Origin of the sequence: Pedobacter yulinensis (assembly GCF_003029735.1) — a bacterium.
GTDB classification, from domain to species: Bacteria; Bacteroidota; Bacteroidia; order Sphingobacteriales; family Sphingobacteriaceae; genus Pedobacter; species Pedobacter yulinensis.
In genome coordinates this window covers 87350-106341 of sequence record NZ_KZ686271.1, presented here as the reverse complement: position 1 = coordinate 106341, position 18992 = coordinate 87350, and the positions used below count along the sequence as shown (strand labels likewise).

The window sequence follows — 18992 nt, the reverse complement described above, 5'->3', positions numbered from 1 at the left end:
GTAAGCAGGCCGGCGTTAAAATGGCATGCCGATGCCAAAGTTGTACTGAAAGAAACGGTACCGGTCGGGTTCATGCCTGGCATAATAATCATCTTTGAATGCGCGGGTGTCTCCAAAGTATTTCGCAATGACCCACTGATCTGAACCGGCAAACTGCGGATCTTTCAATTTCAGGCCGATGTCGAACCTGAACACAAAATACTCCACGTCGTACCTGAAACCAACGCCGGTACCAACGGCCAGTTGTTGTGCCAGTTTGTCGAGCTTAAAAAATGTCGGGGCCGACTTTCCGGGTCCCTGTCTTACGTTCCAGACGTTACCGGCATCGACGAAAACTGCACCGTTCAGTTTGGCACCGATAAACTTATCAAGTAACCTGAACCGGTATTCAAAATTTGCTTCGGCACGCATCTCGCCGATCTGGTCGATTCCAAAAAGCAGCTGTCTTTGTTTGGCGTCCTGAACCACTTCACGATTGTAGTTTCCCGGGCCAACCGTTCTGGCCTGCCAGGCACGTATCCCGTTTGACCCCCCTGCAAAAAACATTTTTTCGAACGGCACAATATTCGAATTGCCGTAACCATAACCGATACCTGCATTCAGGCGTGCTACGAACTGCCTGTTTCCGCCAAGACTTTTGTACCAGCGTACATCGACCTCAGGCCGCACATACTGGTTGTAAGGCAGGCCAAGGATGGTTCCGTAAAAACGGGCATTGGGGTTTGGGTGAACACCGCCCAGCCGCGAAAGCCCGTAAAGCAGGTTTCCGGCAATATCTATATTGCCCCTGAAATAGATAAAGTCCCGTTTTTGGTTCAGTTTGTCCCCGTTCAACGAATAGGTGTATTTCATACCCAGTGTCAGGTCACTTCTTTCGAGCAGCGGCAATGAGGCCAGGTTCCCGAGAATGTTTGCAATTTCCTCTACGGTAAGCAACAGGTCGCCGAAACGGTATTCAAAATTTAGGGGCGTAAAAGAGTGCAGTTTTGATTTGGTTTCTACCCAGTCGTAAGTAATGGAATTGATGTAAATGCGCCTGGTGGCCACGTCTTTTTGCAGGGCATAGACAAAACTGGAAGAAAAGGTGGTATGGGGCATGCCGTTGCCACCCAGCGGCGGATCATAGAAAGGAATAATGAGCCGGGGCACCGTCAGGTTGGCGCTCACCGAAAGGTCCCGCTGGTAAATGTCGCGAAAAAGCCGGCTTTCCTGCCCAATCCGCGATTGCAGCCCGCCCTTAACCTGAAATTCAAAACGTTCGGCCCCGCGGAACAAGTTATTGTTCGTATAGGTATTGCTCAGCGTAAAGCCAACTGTCCCGGCGTTGAAAGGGATTTCCCCTTCTATCCGGTTGCTCATGCGTTTCTGCGGAATGAGCTGGATAACCGGGTGGATGAGCCGTCCTGTATCACGCGAAGCGGAATCTTTATAAAAATCGATCTTAACGTTCTTGAAAACGTTGAGCTCATACATCCTGTCGTAGGTCAGGTTTTCATTGCGGATGTCATACACATCGCCCTTTTTCAGGAAATCATACCTGACAATCGGGTTGCGGCGAAAGCGTTTCGAGAAATCTGTATACCGGATGCTGTTTTCCTTCTGGGGATTTAACTTGAAACGTACCGAGTCCGGAAAACCGTCAGGATTGGGTGCGATCAGGATATTCGTTTCCCCGATGCGGTATTGCTTATGCGCCGTTTTGCCCTGCGGATTGTCTACGTACAAACGCAGTCCCACCTTCCGGGTGTGGTGTGCAGTATCGATCACGTCGTAACGAATGTAAGGCCTCAGAAAGTCATAATAGCCATGTTCCTTTGCAATCTGGTAAATGCGCTCCCTTTCGTAAACAAGCGAATCTTCATCGTAACGCATGCCGTCGCGCAGCCTGGTATCACCCTTTTTAAAAGTGTTGTAAATGTCCTGAAGCGCCTTGTCAGGTATTTGAAGCGAAAGCTTGTCAACATGGTACAGAGCGCCCGGTGTTGCCTTGAACAGGATCGAGGCGCGCTGTTCTTCAACCTCAATATTTGAACCGACACGGGCATCAAAATAACCTTTGCTTTTTAGAAATTTCTCGATCTGGCTGCGCGAAATCTCTACAAGGGCACTGTCCAGTATGGGCGGCGGGCTGCCGATGGGCTTAATATTGGTCGTTTTGTACTTGCCGTCTTTGGTATTGAAAAGATTATAGAAAAAGATGTTGATGCCAAATTTCGAATTTGGCCGGATATCTTTCTGAACATAGTTGTAGGCTTCTTCCTCGAAAGGTTTGTCAACGCTGTCTATTGTAACCTTCTTTACGATAGACTGGTAATCTTCAATGTATTTTGTAGAAGAACAGCCGGCAATTAAAACAATAAATAGTGGTAATATTGCAGTGATTGAATATTCCCTGAAGATCAGCCTGTATGCTTTCAAAGTCTCAAATAAGTTTTATAAAATCCCTGCACCAAAAAAAGTTCCGTAAAGAAAACGGTTTGTTTATCATAGAAGGTATAAAAGCGACCACAGAATTTTTGGGCTCAGCTTATCGCCTTCACAGCATTTATCATACCGGAAACCTGCCTGCGGAATTAAAAGGCACCGACACAAATATAAAGTTATTTGAGGTAAAGCAAACTGACCTGCAGCGCATCAGTACACTTCAGACACCTCAGGGTATACTGGCTTTGGTGCACATACCCGAAGAGCAGGCTTTCGATCCCGGCTCGCTCAGACAACGCTTTACGCTGGCGCTCGATGGAGTTCAGGATCCGGGTAACCTTGGTACAATTATCCGCACGGCCGACTGGTTTGGTTTCAGCACGCTCATATGCTCGCCAAACACCGTCGAGGCGTTTAATCCGAAAACTGTCCAGGCCACTATGGGCTCGCTGGCCAGGGTGAGAATCCACTACGCAGATCTACCTGAATTGATCGCCGCTGCCGGTGTTCCTGTGTTTGGTGCCTTGCTTAATGGCGAGGACATTTACCGGACCAAATGGGGAAACGAAGGCCTGGTCGTTCTGGGAAATGAAGGACAGGGCATATCGCCCGCGGTACAGGCACATATAACCACCCCGGTTACCATTCCACGCAGGGGTGGCGCAGAATCGTTAAATGTGGCCATCAGCGCGGCCATTTTCTGTTCTGAATTGTGCCGGTCCTGAAGTGTGCCCTGGTAGTCGAGCCCGCGTGCACCACCGCGAAGGCAGGAGCATCGTTTTTAAATAAAACCAAATATGTTTGTTTCTTAAAGGTAAATTGCTATTTTTGCAGCCTTGAATTTCATGGTCGAGTGGCCGAGTGGCTAGGCAGAGGTCTGCAAAACCTTGTACAGCGGTTCGAATCCGCTCTCGACCTCCAATTTGTACAAATAAAAAATTAAAAGGTTGCACCATGGCAGTTACCAGATTAAAGAGAAAAGACAGAAGAAACAAAACTGTCTCACGTTTAGAAGTTAAGTTTTTGAAATTGGCTACCAACATTGAAAAAGGAAGCCGTTCACAACAGTCTGAAAAAGACCAGCTGGCTAAAAACAACGCTGTTCTTGCCGCGCTTTCAAAGTAGGCAGAGACCGTTCTTCGAAATATTAAACACCCTGCTGATCACAGGGTGTTTTTTTTTGTGCCTTTCAGATAATTTACGAAATTCGGTTGTGTTCCCGTTTTACGTTCCCTGTTAAAGAAAGCGCATGAAAACCTTCTTGCTTACGCTGTCTTCCCTCCTTTTATTTGCGGTGGCTTCTGCGCAGCACAGACCCGCTTACCGCATGATGGTGTACGAAAGTCCAGGATACAGGCCGGATGGCCAAACCTTCATGACCATGAACCACTATACCCTTTACCAGGACGGAAGCATCTATAAATCGTACCTGACAGGCCGCTCTCCCGCCGGACTGGTACCGGCGGCCTCAAAACGTGCCGAGCCGGGCAACTGGGGGTCTTGGGACGAACAGGAAAACGGTATGCTCATCAATTGGCCGGAGGCCACGTATAAGACCGAAACCTGGAAGCGTGGAAAATACTATAAGGTACTGCCCGGAAGTCGGAACGACAGGCTGACCGGTAAATACGTCTTGCTTACAGGTCAGTTGTCTAAACGACACTCCATATGGCAATCAGTGCACCTACTGGAATTTAATGCAAACGGCTCACTTTTAGCTGAAGCTGGAGGGATCGGCGCTTCGAAAGGTAAAATTCAGACGTTTGCAGGCCGCTACACCATTGATGGCTACAGCATCACCTTCAGGCTCACAAATAACCAGACCGAGACCTTTTCTTTTTATTTTATGCCTGCCCGAAGGGGCAGTGATGCCCGCGAAGAAAACTCAACAACGATCGGTATCGGACAAACCTATTTTATAAAAAAAGCGGACATGTAAAAAGCCCGGCTGGCGGCCGGGCTTGCTTATCGTTCAGTCTGCGACCTTGCCGCTCAGATGGCCTATGCCTTTAGAAATTGGTCGGCCTCGCGGTAAGATTGAATCAATTTCAGCTCGCCTTCCTTGCCGCCGACAGATTTGCCGTGCTCCATTCCCATAACGCCCCGGTAACCGCGGCCGTGAATGTACTTGAAGACATTTTTATAATTGATCTCACCGGTTCCCGGTTCCTTGCGCCCGGGATTGTCACCAACCTGAAAATACGCGATCTCATCCCAGCAGCGCTCAATGGTTTTGATCAGGTCCCCTTCGGTGCGCTGCATGTGGTAAATGTCATACAGGATCTTACACGACGGGCTTTGAACAGCCTTGCATACAGCGTACGTCTCATGCGTTTGCTGCAAGAACAGCTCGGGCGTATCGCTGAGCGTTTCCAGTACCATGACCAGGCCGTGCGGCTCAAAAATCTCGGCACCGCGCCGCATGGCTTCAACCACATTGGCAAACTGGTTACCGTAGGGCAATTTACGTTCGTAAAAGCCGGGAACAACCGTAAGCCATTTCGCGTTGCAGCGTTTAGCCGCCTCGACCGACCGTTTACAGGTATCAACAAACTTATCTACAAACTCCTTTTTACCGGTCGTAAGTGAGGTCTTCCAGTTGTCGCCACCGTCTACCACGAAAACACCCATCGTCATGCCGAGTTTTGCCAGCAAATCGCCGATTTTCTTTTGCTGATCAACCGACCTGCCAAGGAAGCCGTTGTCTTCGATCGATCGAAAACCCTGGTCATACATGTACTGAATCTGGTCGGTAAAACTTTTACCGGCGTGGTTTTCGAACTGGCCTTCGTGAGGTCCGTAGTTCAGGTTAAAGGTTTTTGCCGCGGCCAGGTCGTTATGCGCTGCCTGGACCTCGCTCAAAAGTGTGCCTGTCGAGGCGAGGCCCGCAGTGAGCGCACCGGCCTTGAGAAATTCTGCTCTGTTCATTGCTTATATGACCATGGTTTTTCCTGGCTGTGCATACGGGTAAAGGCCATCTGCATCAGGTAATACTTTTGGCTGCGCATCCCAGGTAAACTTGTCTGGTGCAAGCACCTGGTTTGAGTTCAGGGCCTCATCCCAGGTAATTACCTTGCCGGAATAAGTTGCATACCGGCCAATAATGGCCGTCAGCGTACTTTTCGCCGCCCGTTCTGCATCGTTGAATTTGTATTCACCGCTGCTTATGGCCGCGAACAGCTCGTCATGTTCGGTCTGGTACGGGTTCGGGTTACCTTTTCCCGGGTGGTTATAAATTTCCTTGCCGTTGTTATCCCATAAAACAGATTTGTTGCCTGCGCTCAGGTATACACGGCCTTTGGTGCCCTGGAAAGTCTCGTCGACCCGGTTCGAAATGCCTTCAAAGTGCCGGCACTGCGAATAGATCACCGCCCCATCTGCATAGGTGAGTTCGACGGCGTGGTTGTCATAGATCTCGCCATAATCTTTCCCTGTTCTCCAGGCACGGCTGCCCGTTCCCTGTATACTGACCGGGTAGGCATTTTTTACCCAGTTGGCAATGTCGATATTGTGAACATGCTGCTCAACGATGTGGTCGCCGCACAGCCAGTTGAAATAGTACCAGTTGCGCATCTGGTATTCCATCTCGGTTTGACCGGCTTTGCGCGGCCTGACCCAGACACCACCGCTGTTCCAGTAAACCTGTCCCGAAACGATGTTACCCAGCGCACCGTCTTCGATGCGTTTCAGGGCTTCACGGTAATTGGTTTGATAACGACGCTGAAGCCCTACCACGACGTTCAGCTTTTTTTTCTTTGCTTCTTCGGCTGCTGCCAATACCCTTCTGATACCCGGTGCGTCAACAGCAACGGGCTTCTCCATAAAGATCTGTTTATTTTGTTTTACAGCCTCTTCGAAGTGGATCGGCCTGAAACCCGGAGGCGTGGCCAGCAACACGACATCTGCCAGCGGAATGGCTTTCTGATAGGCGTCGAAACCTACAAACCGGCGGTCTGCAGGCACGTCGACCTTGTCCTTGAAACGCTCTGAGAGGGCTTTGTAGCTGTTGTCCAGCCGGTCCTGGAAAGCATCGGCCATAGCCACCAGCTTCAGGTTGTATTTGGTTTGCAAAGCCTGGAATGCAGCACCCGTGCCGCGGTCACCGCAACCAATCAGCGCAATCTTAATGGTATCGCTACCTGCGGCAAAAGCGCCGGCCAGCGGCACATTGCTCAGCACAGTAGCACCTGCGAGCAGCGCTGAATGCTTTAAAAAATCTCTTCTTTCGCTCATATGTGGTTCAGTTTTAATTTGGTAAATACTAATAGTCTTTTATAGGTGGTTTATTGTAATATGCATCAATTTCAGCCTTCGAAGGCGCTTTGGCCGGCCTTACCAGGCGGATACCCACGAAAGGCGCTTCAGGAAACCACCAGTTGCTTTTCGGTATCTGCGGATCGAGCTGCTTCCAGGCCGGATCTGAAGCCAGTCTGGCTGCCGAGCGCAGGTTCTCAGCGCTTTCATCATACGAGCCGCCCCGCACCGCATTGGGGTAAAGTTTATCAGGCACGGCAACAGGATTTGGTTTTTTCGCTGCTGCCGAGGCGTAAAAATCTTCTACATACTGATCAAATGTCCATTCGGCTACGTTGCCATGCATATCGTACAGGCCCCAGGCGTTCGGTTTCTTTTTTCCTACGGGGTGCGTCTTGTTCTCACTGTTGTCTTTGTACCAGGCATACTCGCCCAGTCTGGCAGCATCGTCGCCGAAACTATAGACACCCTTGCTGCCTGCCCGGCATGCGTACTCCCATTCGGCCTCTGTCGGCAACCGGTAAAATACGCCCGTCCGGGTGTAAAGCCACTTGCAAAACTGAATTGCATTGTATTGCGTCATGGCAAGGGCCGGCTGTCCCAGCTTGCCCATACCAAAAGTCATATCAAGGTACGGTTTTGTAGGTCTGGCCACTGCATCTACAGCTGCCGGGACAGGCCCTTCACTCTGCCGCACTTCATAATCTTTATAAAGAAATGGCTCGAAGATGTCCCAGGTTACCTCGAACCGGCTCATCCAGAAGGCATCAAGCTTTACCTCATGCACCGGCTGCTCATCCGCTTTTCCGGCTTTACTACCCATCTGAAAGCTCCCTGCAGGGATGGCCTGCATGTCAAACTGTAACCTGGTGCCATTGATCTTTTGGGTATATGCCTTTTGCGCATAAGCAGGCAGGCTGCCGGCAAGACAGCTCAGAACAATAAATTTATAAAATTTCATTTGTGCGGGTAAAAACGTATCAACTTTTCGGCAAGAACGTGAAAACGCTTCTAAAATAGGAAAAGGCCGGCTTAAACGCCCAAGCCAAAGTGAACAATTTTGTTACAAACGACGGCGGGTCAACATTGCATGTACAGCGGCACAGACAGGCTGCTATCTACCGGAACGGACCTCCGCAAAGCCGACCAGCTCATCCCATCGGCCGCCTGGCCGGCGGTAATACACAAATCCCTGGTATGTATTGCCCGTTTGAAAAAAGGAACCCTCAGGAAAGAGCGGGTCTGGCTTACCTGTTTGCCGGTCAATTGCCAGGTACTTGTAATTGTACAGTCCCTGCTTCAGCAAGAGATCGAGCGTGTAAACACCACGTTCTGGCACGTAGGTCATGCGATAAGCCGCCTGACTGCTGTAGTTGCTGAACAGGCCTACCACATACAGATCCTGACTGGCTTTCAAAGGTGTCTGCAGGCTGAATTGCACCTGTGTGTAATCGTTTTCGGTTTGCGGATCCCGGCCATCTGCGTGTTGGATGAAGAATCTGCCGTCCTCGTCGGCCTGGTTGCTGTATTCCTGCCGGTCCCTGGGCTGATCGGTAAAGAGTACCGCCCGGAACGGGGTACCATTGTCAATCTGTTTCACGCCCGACAGCGGTGCCCGGATATTGCGGATATCAAATTTCCTGAATTCATTGCCGGCCCAGAAGTCATTCGCCGCCGGATCGGTATATAACAGCTGCCCGGGTTTGATAAAAAAGGGCTTTCTGTTACTAATTGCCGTAAACGGATTGTTATTCTGAGTCAGTACGACCTTGATATCTGTCGAGGGGTTCTGTATGGCCATGCCGGGCGACAAACTGAAATCGATCTTTTGCTTCTGGTCCCGGTAGGCCACCTGCGGGGAGGCCATAACCTGCATCGAAATACCAATTTGCTGGTTAACTACGTAAAAACGATGCGAGAGCACCGGTTTGTTCCTGTCTCCGTCTTCGTACACTTTCAACAGGTAGTTCCCGCCAATGCGAAACCGCAGCTGGCTGTTGGGCAGGGTCAGTTTGTAATGCGTATATTTCTGAAGCGTACCCGAAGCATACCGGTAATCCGTGACCCGATCTTCTGAAAGACCTTCCAGGTAGTCAATTGCCGAAAGACCTGAGGGTTTCCATTCCCAGGTACAGTGTTCTACAGTATACCAATAGTTTTTCACTCCCCCGTCAAGGTCGTCGAAGGTTATCGACAACCGCCCAGGCCCGGCTAATGGAATGAGCGGTAACGCGGCTTCCTGGCCCTCGGGCATACACTTCACCGTCCGGATCCCGAATCGGTACGTTCGGCTTTCGTATACAAAAGCGCCGGTCTGGGCCTTTAAGAAACAGGGCAACAAGAGCAAAAGTACCGCAAGCAGGTAACCTACGTTGACTACAGACCCCTCTTGCTGCCCTTTCATGTTATTTTTCTTCAATCTCCATGATGCCCGCTGCCAGTTCCTCCCAGCGCTGCTGTGCCAGATCAAGTGCGGCTTTGGCTTCCTGGTAACGTTTGTTCGCCGCTGTAAGCCGTGCCGGCTCACTGTAAACCTGCTCGTCTGCAAGTTCAGTTTCGATTTCCTTTACCTGTTTTTCAAGGGTCTCGACCTCGCGCTCGGTACGTGAAAGTTCGTCGTTCAGTTTTTTTAGTTGCTGTGCGGCGTTTTGCATCACGGGTCTTGGCTCCTCTTTTTTGGCCTTCTCTTCCTGTTTTACCGGTATGGGTGCCGGCTTGGGAATGACCCGCTTACTGTTCCATACTTCATATTCCTGGTAAGTACCCGGGTAGTCTTTGATTTTTTGCTCCTCGATAAACCAGATCCTGTTGGCAATGTTGTCAAGGAAATACCGGTCGTGAGAAACGATGATAAATGTACCTTCATACTGTTGCAAGGCCTGGATCAGGATATTTACAGACTGAATGTCAAGGTGGTTTGTCGGCTCATCGAGGATCAGGAAGTTCGCATCTGCGGTGAGCGCCTTGGCCAGCGCCACACGCGATTTTTCACCACCCGACAAGACTTTAATTTTCTTGAACACGTCATCGCCGGTAAAGAGAAAGGAGCCTAACAGGGAGCGCAGGTTCGTTTCACTGTACGTGGGTGCGAACGACTGCAGTTCTTCCAGAATCGTATTCTCAAGCGTGAGTGCTTCGAGCTGGTGCTGTGAGAAGAACGTCATGGTCACATTATGCCCCGCCTCTACCTTGCCATCAAAGGTCTCGGTACCAGCAATGATTTTCAGCAGGGTCGACTTGCCGCGCCCGTTTGCCCCGATCAGCGCAATTTTGTCGCCTTTCTCAATAATGCCATCGGCCTGGTGCAGGATTGGCACACCGGGATAACTCTTATTGAGGTGTTCGATGTTTACGACGTGCCGGCCTGACTGCTTGGTAAAACGGAAGCTGAAGTTAACTTCAGGGTTGTCATCATCGACATCATCCACACGATCCATCTTTTCGAGCATCTTGATGCGCGACTGGGCCATCTTTGCTTTCGATGCTTTGGCCCGGAAGCGCTCGATCAGCCGCTCCTCCTGTTTAATTTTTGCCTGCTGGTTCTTAAATTCTCCGCGCTGAATGGTTTCGCGAATGCCTTTCTCTTCCAGGTAAAAAGTATAATTGCCGGCATAAGGCGTGAGTTTACCTTTGCGCGATTCTACAGTCTTTTTAATGACCCGGTCCAGGAACCAGCGGTCGTGAGAAACGATGACAACTGCTCCCTCAAAGTTGCCAAGATACGTTTCCAGCCATTTGATAGAGGGAAGGTCGAGGTGGTTGGTAGGCTCATCGAGCAGCAGGATGTCTGGCTGCTGAAGCAGGATTTTTGCCAGCATGACCCGCATTCTCCAGCCTCCTGAAAAAGTGTTCAGCTGGCGTTTCTGATCTTCTTCGCTGAAGCCCAGACCGGCGAGGATCTCATGCGCCCGGTATTCAATGTTGTAGCCATCAAGCTGTTCGAACTCCTGCTGGCGATCAGTAAGGCGTGTAATCAGTTCGTCACTGTATTCTGTTTCCAGTTTTTCCAGTATTTCCTCGATTTCGGTATGCAGCTGGTTCTGGCGCGCAAACGCTTCCATTGCCACACGCACAATGCTTTTATCGCTCTGGTAAGACAAAAGGTCCTGGTTCAGGTACCCGATTTTCAGGTCTTTGGCTTTTGAAATAGATCCCGAAGAAGGGGTGTAATCGCCTACAATGAGCCGCAGCAGGGTGGTTTTACCCGTTCCGTTTGCGCCGATCAGGCCTATCTTCTCACCTGGTTTGATGTGCCAGTTCGCTTCGTCATACAGCGCCCTGGCGCCGATGTTAAATGTTAAATTATTAATGGAAATCATGGAGGATGCAAAATTACGCATTTTTTTTGACCCGTACACAGCCCGTTCCGAATAGCAGTGCGGCGTACCATCTACATCGGATCCATTTTGCAAGCCCTTCAGGCTCAGGCCCGGCCCGGTACTGCTGTACCGATTTTTCATTTCGATGCGGGGCCGGGCAGCGGCATATTGAAAATGGTTGTATCTTCGCATTTATGTACCGGATCATAAAACCGATCTTTTTCAAGTTTGATCCTGAAAAGATTCACCATTTCGTGGTCAAACGGCTCAAGTGGGCGCATGACAGCCTTCCGCTTGGGAAAACGATCATCCGCAGCAGCTTTGATGTAAACGTCCATGGCCTGGAACGGGAAGTTTTTGGCATCCGTTTTAAAAATCCTGTCGGGCTGGCCGCCGGGTTTGACAAGAACGGTGAATACGTCGAGGCGCTCAGCAGTCTGGGTTTCGGCTTTATAGAGGTGGGAACGGTGACCCCGCTCCCGCAGCCGGGCAATGACAAACCGCGCATGTTTCGCCTTCGCGAAGATGAAGCCATTATTAACCGCATGGGCTTCAATAACAAAGGTGTAGACACCATGGCCGAGCGCCTTCGCCTGCTTAAACAAAAAGAACCCGGCATTGTGGTTGGTGGAAACATTGGTAAGAACAAGAATACACCAAATGAGGAAGCCGTAAGTGATTACATCAAATGTTTCGATCGTTTGTTCGATGTGGTCGATTATTTCGTTGTGAACGTCAGTTCGCCCAATACGCCGGGCTTGCGTGCCCTGCAGGAAAAAGAACCGCTCATGCACATTCTGAACACCCTGCAGGGACGAAACCGGAAGAACGAAATTTCCCGTCCGATCCTGCTGAAAATTGCGCCTGATCTGAGCGACGAACAGCTTGACGACATCATTGATATTGTGAAGGAAACTGGTATTGCCGGGATCATTGCCACTAATACGACCATTGAGCGCCACAACCTGGTTTCAGACCAGACCGTGGCGGCAGAAGCCGGCGGACTGAGCGGAAAACCGGTTCGCAAACGTTCAACAGAAGTGATCAGATACCTGCACAGCAGGTCGGGGGGCGCTTTCCCGATTATCGGCGTGGGCGGCATTCACTCGGCTGAAGATGCAATAGAAAAGATGAATGCCGGCGCTTCACTGGTGCAGCTTTATACCGGCTTCATTTATGAGGGTCCGGGACTGATCAAACGAATCTGCAAAGCCCTGCTTAAGGGAAAAGACCTGTAACTGCCTGCGGGGCTGCCGGCTCTATTCAAGCTGCAGCGCCATTGCCGCGTCTTTCAGGATCCAGACAGAAACGCTTCCTGCCGCGCAGTGAAAGTTACCCCAGCCCGTTTCATTGATGACTACCTCGCCTTCCCGTTTGCCCAGCGCGTCGACCATGACTTTTCCGGCTAAACCAGGTCCCATTTCCATATCCTTGAACCCTTCGGTTCCGTTGCTCATGACCACCGCAAAACCTGAGTTGGGATATTCGGCACTGCCCTCCCGCGTCCAGCCAATGCAGCTTGGAAAATCAAAATAGTCGCGCTGAAGTCCGTGTCCCAGCTCTTTGCGCAGCCTTGCAAGCACCGGCAGCTCCTCTACTTTTGCCAGGATAATTTCATGCTCCTCCCCTTCGGCACCGGCATCGTGGTAGATGGCACCATACAGATCCGGGAAAAACAGGCATGGAATGCCCTGCTCACGCAGCAGGATGAGCGCATAGGCAAGCGGCCGGAACCAGAAATCAACATACGATTCCAGCGATTGAAGTGGTTGTGTGTCATGGTTGTCCACGAAGGTTACCGCGCGCTCGGGGCGGCTGGACACGAGTGTGTTGTCGAGAATACGGCTCAGGTCGTAAGCCTCTCCCTGCACAGAAGCCTGGTACAGGTTGTGGTGCAGCATGGAATCAAAAAGCTGCACGCGTGAACCGGTCGCATCCAGGTAATCTTCAAGTGCCTGTAAACTCTCTACACTCCAGTTCTCGGCAACGAAAAACAGGGGCTTTTCGCTGACCGCATTCATGTGGTCGACCCAGTCGTTTACAAAGTCAATGTTGATGTGTTTAACAGCGTCTAAACGGAAACCCGTAGGCTGAAAGCTCTCCAGGTACCACTTGCCCCAGTATTTCAGTTCTTCGCGAACGCTCGTATTCCTAAAATCAATATCATTAAACATCAGGAAATCGTAGTTTCCATTTTCCGTACTTGGAACCGGCTCCCAGCCTTCGCCGTATTGGTTCTGGATCGAAAAAATGGCGCTTTCCTGCAGGTCTTCTGCCCAGTCTACACCGCTGAAGCAATGAAAATCCCAGATAAATTCAGAGTGTTTTCCTTTTCGCCCCGGGAAGGTAAACCTGGTCCAGGCATCTATTTCGAACGCATCAGAAGTAAAGGCCTCCCGGTTTCCCGGATCAACCCGCTTTACGGTAACCCGTTCCAACTCGTCGCCCCCTGCCTTATGATTAAATACGACGTCGGCCACGGCGCCAATGCCGTTAGATCGCAGTTCGGCTACGGCCGCCTCATACTGTTCACGCACGCCGTACCGGGTTGCCACGCTTCCCTTCTGGTCAAATTCACCGACATCAAAAAGGTCATAGGGCTCATAGCCAATGCAGTTTGCACCTTCTCGGCCTTTGTATGTAGGCGGCAACCACACCTGCGTAACCCCCAGGCTGGCCAGCCAGCCGGCATCGTTCTTCACTTTTTCCCAAAGCAGCTGTTCTTCATTGTAATACCAATGAAAATATTGAATAAGCAATTGATTTGTCATAGATGGTGGCACCACCCGGTTTTGGCCGGCTTCCGGCTTTGCCCGGGCAATGCGGAGATATAACATCCTTCGCTACTTATTGTTTCTGCATGCGCCTGATTTTACCCGCACCCGCTCAAAGCCGGTCAATTTTTCTACTTTTGCTCATATGAGTTTAAAAGCAAAGGCCGCAAAAGAGTCATTTGTCGTGATGAACGAACTGGTTTTACCCAATGATACAAACACACTCAACAACCTGATGGGCGGCCGGCTGCTGCACTGGATGGACATTGCAGCTGCAATCTCCGCCCAGAAACACTGCAACCGGATCGTCGTAACGGCATCTGTAGACAATGTTTCGTTCAAGCAGCCCATCAAACTGGGCGATGTGATCACGATCGAGGCCAAGGTAACGCGGGCGTTCAACACGTCTGTCGAGGTGCGGCTCGATGTGTGGGCCGAAAATATCCCTTCCGGTCACCGCATCAAGTCGAACGAAGCTTATTATACATTTGTTGCACTCGACCCGCAAGACCGCACCATCGCCGTGCCTGAACTCAGACCCGAAACACCAGAAGAAATTGAACTTTTTGACGGTGCATTGAGAAGACGGCAGCTCCGGCTTGTACTTGCCGGAAAAATGAAAGCCGAAGACGCAAAGGAACTCAGGGCCATTTTTACGGCCGGATAAAAACAGAGCGGGAGCTGCTGCCCGATAAATGAACTTAGCCCGAAATTATGACCACGTACACCATACTGATCATCCTGAGCGGACTGGTTATCTTCTCCTACCTGTTTGACCTGGTAGCCAGCAAAACGAAACTGCCATCGGTTCTGTTGCTGCTCTTGCTGGGCATTGGTCTGCGCCTGCTTGTAGACCGCCTTGGTATAAAAACCTTTGATTTTCTGAGCGTTCTGCCCACACTTGGCACAGTAGGTCTCATCCTGATCGTGTTTGAAGGTTCGCTTGAGCTGAAATACGACAGCGAGAAAAACAAATTGATCAAGGGGGCTTTTTTTTCGGCTCTGTTTATCCTGCTGGCAACGGTTTCTGTCATTACTTTCATCATTCTCCAGATTACCGGTCAACCGATTTACACCTGTTTTACGAATGCCATTCCATTTAGTGTGATCAGTTCGGCTATTGCTATCCCTTCTGCTGCGGCGCTGAACAAAAGCGGGAAAGAATACATCATTTATGAGTCGTCGTTCTCAGACATTCTCGGCGTGATCCTGTTCAATTTCGCCGTTTCCAACCAGCACATTTCAGTGAGCTCGTTTACCGGTCTGGCCATGAGTACAGTGTTGATCGTGCTTGTATCGGCGGTCTCCTGCATCCTGCTGCTTTACATCATGGGCCGGATTTCTCACCACATCAAATTTTTTCTCATCATCAGCATCCTGATCCTCGTTTATGCTGTGGGGCAGTCGTACCACCTGTCGGCGCTTATCCTGATTCTCTCGTTCGGACTGTTTCTCAACAATGCCGACACCATCAGCCATGCGTATTTCAGGAGTGTATTCATTTACAAAAACCTTCAGGCTGACCTGGCACAGCTCTACCAGTTATCGGCAGAAACCGCTTTTATCATCCGTACGTTTTTCTTTGTGATCTTCGGTTTCACGATGAACGTGTACGCGCTGAACGATCAGGTTGTGCTGATCAATGGCGCGTTTATCCTGGCATCGATCTACGCGATCCGTTACCTGTACCTCCGGTTTGTGCGGCGCCGGGGCGTAAGCCCGGAGGTATTCATTGCTCCCCGGGGTCTGATCAGCATTTTATTGTATTACAACCTGCCTGAAACCATCAAAATCAAAGAGATCGGGACACCCTTCCTGTTTGTTGTGGTGCTGGGATCAAGCCTGGTCATGAGCATAGGCTTGCTGGCAGCGAAAAAACAACTGGCAGCCGGAACAACCTGACAACGGCGCTGATCAGTAAAACAGCGCCTGAGGGGGATGGCGGCAGATAGTCCCGCTTTCTGCTGCAAGTCCTCGCTCGTTCCTCGCTCCGGGCTTTCCGCGCCAATCGGGTTTAGCACCGGAAGCCAGTGCCAAAGAACCGCCTAACTGCCCATTTCCAGGATTTTATCGAACTCTGCCGCCTTGAGCGGCATAACAGACAATCTGCCCTGCCGGATCAGGGATATATCTTTCAGTGAGGACTCATTTTTTATCTGCTCAAGCGTAACCGGCTTTTTCAGTGTTTCAACCGGCGACAGGTCGACCACGACCCAGTTGGGATCGGGTGTAGTCGGATCCTGGTAGGATTCCCGGACCACCTTGGCCACACCAACCACACATTTTCCCTCGTTACTGTGGTAAAACAGGACCAGGTCGCCTTCGCGCATGTCGCGAAGGTTGTTCCGCGCCTGGTAATTGCGTACACCGTCCCAGAAAGTGCGCTTGTCTTCATTGAACTTTTCCCAGGAATATTTATGTGGTTCTGATTTGACCAGCCAGTAGTTCATATCGTTTGTTTTAAATGCCAAAATTAAGAAATCACCGCGTTTTTTTTGAGCCCCCGACTAAAAACAACGCGATTTCTGCAGTCAGGTGCGGCCATGCCCCTTAGCATAATGCACGCAACAAAAAACCCCGCACCTTCCGGTACGGGGTCCTTTCCTATTCTTTTGTCTAGCCTTTTGTATCAAGTGCCGACTCAATGCGATCAGACAAATCTTCCAAATGGTATTTTGCCATTCCGCTGGCTGCAGCTGAGCCATTTTTCAGCTTGGTCTGCAGCTCGCGCAGCTGTCCTTTCACGACCGAAATCACATCGCTGCTGCTGGCAGTAATTGCCCTCGGAGCTGCGCTGGAGCCTCTGCCCATAGACACTGCCGATGCCTGAAGCGCCGGCGCAGGTTTCACGATGCTGATCAGCTTGTCAACATACATTTTCTGCAGGTTGCGGCGGTAAACATCAATGTCCTGGTTTGAATTCAGTTCAGTGAAGATGTAGTTATTTAAATCGCCCAGCATGTCTGTTGCTTTGTAAGCCTTGCCGCCGTCGGCTGCTTCTGCCGATACAAGCTTTAGGATTGTATAGCTGCTTACCAAACGGTTCAGCGTAGCATTTTGCAGTTTGCCCACTACTTCAAGCGGGTTCTCGTCGATCTGGTCCAGAACGGCCTGATCCAGCATCCAGGTTGGGGTCCTGAAGAGGTTCTCGTTCAGGAAGGCCATGGCTTCGCGCTGGCTGGCTGCCGGGGTGCGTACATAAACAGCACCACTTTGCTCAACGGTTTTTGGCGTTTCCATGATACCGCCAATGTTTTTGGAAACATGCCCCATATATCGGCCAAATTGTGTGGTCAGCTGGCCATACATGTTCGACAGGTTTTCATACCCTTCGTTTGATTCGCGCGTCCACTCCGGCAAGCCTTTCAGAATGACCTTCAGGTTTTTGATGCCATATGTACTGGCTTTCATAGCGTTGCCGCTCAGGTCTTCGTTCTGTGACCGCGGATCGTCGGGATTGGTCTCGGTTCCGAACCACAAACGCGGGTTCTGTGCCGCTGTCAGCGTCATCTTATTCAATTCGGCAATCTCTGCCGCACCGCCTTTGCCGGGCAGCAGTTTGTAACCCCACTCAATGGCCCAAAGGTCATAATCGCCAATACGCGGATAAAGGCCCTTTTTCGAGATCTTGTCTTCTGGCTGGGCTACATAGTTGAAACGCGCATAGTCCATGATTGAGGGAGTGTGACCGTTTGCTTCAACCCATGCCTTGTCGCGCAGTTTCTCAACATCAACGGTCGAGCTCGATCCGTAATTGTGACGAAGGCCCAGGGTGTGACCCACCTCGTGCGAAGACACGAAACGAATCAAATCGCCCATCAGCTCATCGCTGAACGTCATTTTTCTGGCCCTTGGGTCTACAGCCGCAGTTTGGATCATGTACCAGTCGTGCACAAGTTTCATAACATTGTGGTACCAGTTAATGTGGCTCTCCATAATTTCGCCGCTGCGGGGGTCAGCTATACTCGGACCACTGGCGTTCGGAATTTCAGAAGGTTTGTAGACGATAGCCGAGTGGCGTGCATCGTCCAGGCTCCAGGTCGAGTCTTCTTTGGCGGTAGGCGCCATTTTTCCGATGATGGCATTCTTGAAGCCCGCTTTTTCAAAGGCCTTTTGCCAGTCGTTTACCCCGGCAATAAGATAAGGAACCCATTTTTTTGGTGTAGCCGGGTCGATATAAAACACGATTGGTTTGACCGGCTCAACCAGTTCGCCACGTTTGTAGCGTGCCAGGTCTGCCGCCTTTGGCTCAAGCCGCCAGCGTTTTACCAGTTCAACTTCTTTAACGCCCTGCGGATTCTGGTCGAAATCTGTGTAGCCCACCGTAAAGTAACCCACCCGCGGATCAAAATAACGCGGTTTCATCGGTACCTTAGGAAGCAAAACCATCGAGCTGTTCAGCTCGACTGTGTTGGAGCCAGATACCATGGAAGCCATTGGCGAGGCGCCGCCGCCGCCAAACGGACTTGCGCTTGGAGCAGTCAGCGCATAGGTCTTTACTGTGCTGATCTCCACATTCATCGGGAAACTTCTGACGTTCTGGATATAACTTCGATCTGATTGCTGCGCCCCTAGTCTGAACCTGGTCTTGTACATTGGCGATGCAAAAAAGAAAATATCGTTGTCCTGGTTCAGGTAATCAGTCATATCAATGACGCTTCCATTTTTCGAAGGCGTATAAGCCGCAACGTTGAAAGCGGCCGCAATGGCTTGCACGTTTGACCGCTGCAGGCTCTGGTACATATCGGCAGTACTGTCTGCACTGTAGGTACGGAATGACATTTTACGCATAAAGACGCGGTTGTTCGGTGCCTTCTCAAACCTGATTACCCGGCTTCCGATATCATCACCGGCATATCCGGAGGCAGCGCGAACTTCTGCACCGGCTTTTGAGATCCGGCTAACAACCAGGATGTCCCGGTTTAAAATGGAATCTGGTATCTCGAAATAAAATTTGTCTTCTACCTTATGCGAGGTAATCATGCCTTTGCGCGTCAGCGCTTTATTCGTAATGACAGACTCGTAAGGTTTGGGCTGCGCACGCTGCGTAGCGCCGGGCATCCCGAAGGTGGTACCGGGCGAACGGCGAACGCTGTCAGTGCCGCCTGTTGGCCGGGTCTGGGCATGCGCTGCCCAACTTGTAGCGGCAACCAGCACCGCCAGGGTTAGTAAATTTTTCTTCATGCGAATAAGTTAATTTGGAGAGCTAAAATAATGGAAA

The 18992-nt window shown here is 50.7% G+C and carries 15 protein-coding genes and 1 tRNA gene; 7 read left to right on the top strand and 9 right to left on the bottom strand.

Annotation, left to right across the window (positions count from 1 at the left end):
* Positions 1-15 precede the first annotated feature (15 nt).
* Positions 16-2418 (bottom strand): translocation and assembly module lipoprotein TamL, encoded by a 2403-nt coding sequence (gene tamL, locus C7T94_RS17245; protein ID WP_107216979.1) that lies wholly within the window; start codon positions 2416-2418, stop codon positions 16-18.
* On the opposite strand from tamL, the gene C7T94_RS17240 reads away from it, so the two are divergent.
* The 4 genes from C7T94_RS17240 to C7T94_RS17225 all read left to right on the top strand — a co-directional run bounded on the left by C7T94_RS17240 (position 2409) and on the right by C7T94_RS17225 (position 4363).
* Positions 2409-3149 carry a TrmH family RNA methyltransferase gene (locus tag C7T94_RS17240; RefSeq protein ID WP_107216977.1) on the top strand — a complete coding sequence of 247 codons (741 nt, stop codon included), beginning with the start codon at positions 2409-2411 and terminating at the stop codon, positions 3147-3149. The two genes, tamL and C7T94_RS17240, sit on opposite strands and share 10 nt — an antisense overlap.
* Before the next feature lie 122 nt (positions 3150-3271).
* Positions 3272-3345: transfer RNA gene (locus tag C7T94_RS17235), tRNA-Cys, on the top strand.
* A gap of 33 nt (positions 3346-3378) precedes the next feature.
* Positions 3379-3549, top strand: a complete 171-nt coding sequence (locus tag C7T94_RS17230; RefSeq protein WP_107216975.1) for a spore protein — start codon at positions 3379-3381, stop codon at positions 3547-3549.
* A gap of 124 nt (positions 3550-3673) precedes the next feature.
* A complete protein-coding gene (locus C7T94_RS17225) occupies positions 3674-4363 on the top strand; it encodes a hypothetical protein (RefSeq protein WP_107216974.1) in 690 nt (229 codons plus the stop codon).
* 62 nt (positions 4364-4425) lie between these two features.
* Here the strand turns inward: C7T94_RS17225 and C7T94_RS17220 are convergent, their stop codons facing one another.
* From C7T94_RS17220 to C7T94_RS17200, 5 genes are all read right to left on the bottom strand, one after another.
* Positions 4426-5352 carry a hydroxypyruvate isomerase family protein gene (locus C7T94_RS17220; protein WP_107216972.1) on the bottom strand — a complete coding sequence of 309 codons (927 nt, stop codon included), beginning with the start codon at positions 5350-5352 and terminating at the stop codon, positions 4426-4428.
* A gap of 3 nt (positions 5353-5355) precedes the next feature.
* The gene (locus C7T94_RS17215; protein ID WP_107216970.1) at positions 5356-6657 is read right to left on the bottom strand and encodes a Gfo/Idh/MocA family protein; all 1302 of its coding nucleotides are present in this window, start codon (positions 6655-6657) and stop codon (positions 5356-5358) included.
* Between the two features lie 28 nt (positions 6658-6685).
* Entirely contained in the window at positions 6686-7639 is a 954-nt protein-coding gene (locus tag C7T94_RS17210) for a formylglycine-generating enzyme family protein (protein ID WP_107216968.1), read from the bottom strand.
* Positions 7640-7792: 153 nt separating this feature from the next.
* Positions 7793-9082 (bottom strand): type IX secretion system plug protein, encoded by a 1290-nt coding sequence (locus tag C7T94_RS17205; RefSeq protein WP_107216967.1) that lies wholly within the window; start codon positions 9080-9082, stop codon positions 7793-7795.
* A gap of 1 nt (position 9083) precedes the next feature.
* A complete protein-coding gene (locus C7T94_RS17200; protein ID WP_107217145.1) occupies positions 9084-10997 on the bottom strand; it encodes an ABC-F family ATP-binding cassette domain-containing protein in 1914 nt (637 codons plus the stop codon).
* Positions 10998-11191: 194 nt separating this feature from the next.
* On the opposite strand from C7T94_RS17200, the gene C7T94_RS17195 reads away from it, so the two are divergent.
* Entirely contained in the window at positions 11192-12235 is a 1044-nt protein-coding gene (locus C7T94_RS17195) for a quinone-dependent dihydroorotate dehydrogenase (RefSeq protein ID WP_107216965.1), read from the top strand.
* A gap of 21 nt (positions 12236-12256) precedes the next feature.
* Here the strand turns inward: C7T94_RS17195 and amyA are convergent, their stop codons facing one another.
* Entirely contained in the window at positions 12257-13768 is a 1512-nt protein-coding gene (gene amyA / locus C7T94_RS17190) for an alpha-amylase (protein ID WP_107217143.1), read from the bottom strand.
* Between the two features lie 148 nt (positions 13769-13916).
* Between amyA and C7T94_RS17185 the strand changes: the two genes are divergently transcribed.
* Together C7T94_RS17185 and C7T94_RS17180 are read left to right on the top strand one after the other, a co-directional pair.
* Positions 13917-14438, top strand: a complete 522-nt coding sequence (locus C7T94_RS17185; RefSeq protein ID WP_107216963.1) for an acyl-CoA thioesterase — start codon at positions 13917-13919, stop codon at positions 14436-14438.
* Positions 14439-14485: 47 nt separating this feature from the next.
* Positions 14486-15673 carry a cation:proton antiporter gene (locus C7T94_RS17180; protein ID WP_107216961.1) on the top strand — a complete coding sequence of 396 codons (1188 nt, stop codon included), beginning with the start codon at positions 14486-14488 and terminating at the stop codon, positions 15671-15673.
* A 143-nt stretch (positions 15674-15816) separates the two neighbouring features.
* On the opposite strand, the gene C7T94_RS17175 is transcribed toward C7T94_RS17180, so the two are convergent.
* A complete protein-coding gene (locus tag C7T94_RS17175) occupies positions 15817-16221 on the bottom strand; it encodes an EVE domain-containing protein (protein ID WP_107217142.1) in 405 nt (134 codons plus the stop codon).
* 166 nt (positions 16222-16387) lie between these two features.
* A complete protein-coding gene (locus tag C7T94_RS17170; protein ID WP_107216959.1) occupies positions 16388-18955 on the bottom strand; it encodes a zinc-dependent metalloprotease in 2568 nt (855 codons plus the stop codon).
* Between the last annotated feature and the right edge of the window lie 37 nt (positions 18956-18992).

Excerpts from the sequence above, each read along its gene's own strand:
- C7T94_RS17240 (WP_107216977.1), top strand. The coding sequence starts at position 2,409 with ATGCTTTCAAAGTCTCAAATAAGTTTTATAAAATCCCTGCACCAAAAA.
- C7T94_RS17230 (WP_107216975.1), top strand. The coding sequence starts at position 3,379 with ATGGCAGTTACCAGATTAAAGAGAAAAGACAGAAGAAACAAAACTGTC.
- C7T94_RS17225 (WP_107216974.1), top strand. The coding sequence starts at position 3,674 with ATGAAAACCTTCTTGCTTACGCTGTCTTCCCTCCTTTTATTTGCGGTG.
- C7T94_RS17220 (WP_107216972.1), bottom strand. The coding sequence starts at position 5,352 with ATGAACAGAGCAGAATTTCTCAAGGCCGGTGCGCTCACTGCGGGCCTC.
- C7T94_RS17215 (WP_107216970.1), bottom strand. The coding sequence starts at position 6,657 with ATGAGCGAAAGAAGAGATTTTTTAAAGCATTCAGCGCTGCTCGCAGGT.
- C7T94_RS17210 (WP_107216968.1), bottom strand. The coding sequence starts at position 7,639 with ATGAAATTTTATAAATTTATTGTTCTGAGCTGTCTTGCCGGCAGCCTG.
- C7T94_RS17205 (WP_107216967.1), bottom strand. The coding sequence starts at position 9,082 with ATGAAAGGGCAGCAAGAGGGGTCTGTAGTCAACGTAGGTTACCTGCTT.
- C7T94_RS17200 (WP_107217145.1), bottom strand. The coding sequence starts at position 10,997 with ATGATTTCCATTAATAATTTAACATTTAACATCGGCGCCAGGGCGCTG.
- C7T94_RS17195 (WP_107216965.1), top strand. The coding sequence starts at position 11,192 with ATGTACCGGATCATAAAACCGATCTTTTTCAAGTTTGATCCTGAAAAG.
- amyA (WP_107217143.1), bottom strand. The coding sequence starts at position 13,768 with ATGACAAATCAATTGCTTATTCAATATTTTCATTGGTATTACAATGAA.
- C7T94_RS17185 (WP_107216963.1), top strand. The coding sequence starts at position 13,917 with ATGAGTTTAAAAGCAAAGGCCGCAAAAGAGTCATTTGTCGTGATGAAC.
- C7T94_RS17180 (WP_107216961.1), top strand. The coding sequence starts at position 14,486 with ATGACCACGTACACCATACTGATCATCCTGAGCGGACTGGTTATCTTC.
- C7T94_RS17175 (WP_107217142.1), bottom strand. The coding sequence starts at position 16,221 with ATGAACTACTGGCTGGTCAAATCAGAACCACATAAATATTCCTGGGAA.
- C7T94_RS17170 (WP_107216959.1), bottom strand. The coding sequence starts at position 18,955 with ATGAAGAAAAATTTACTAACCCTGGCGGTGCTGGTTGCCGCTACAAGT.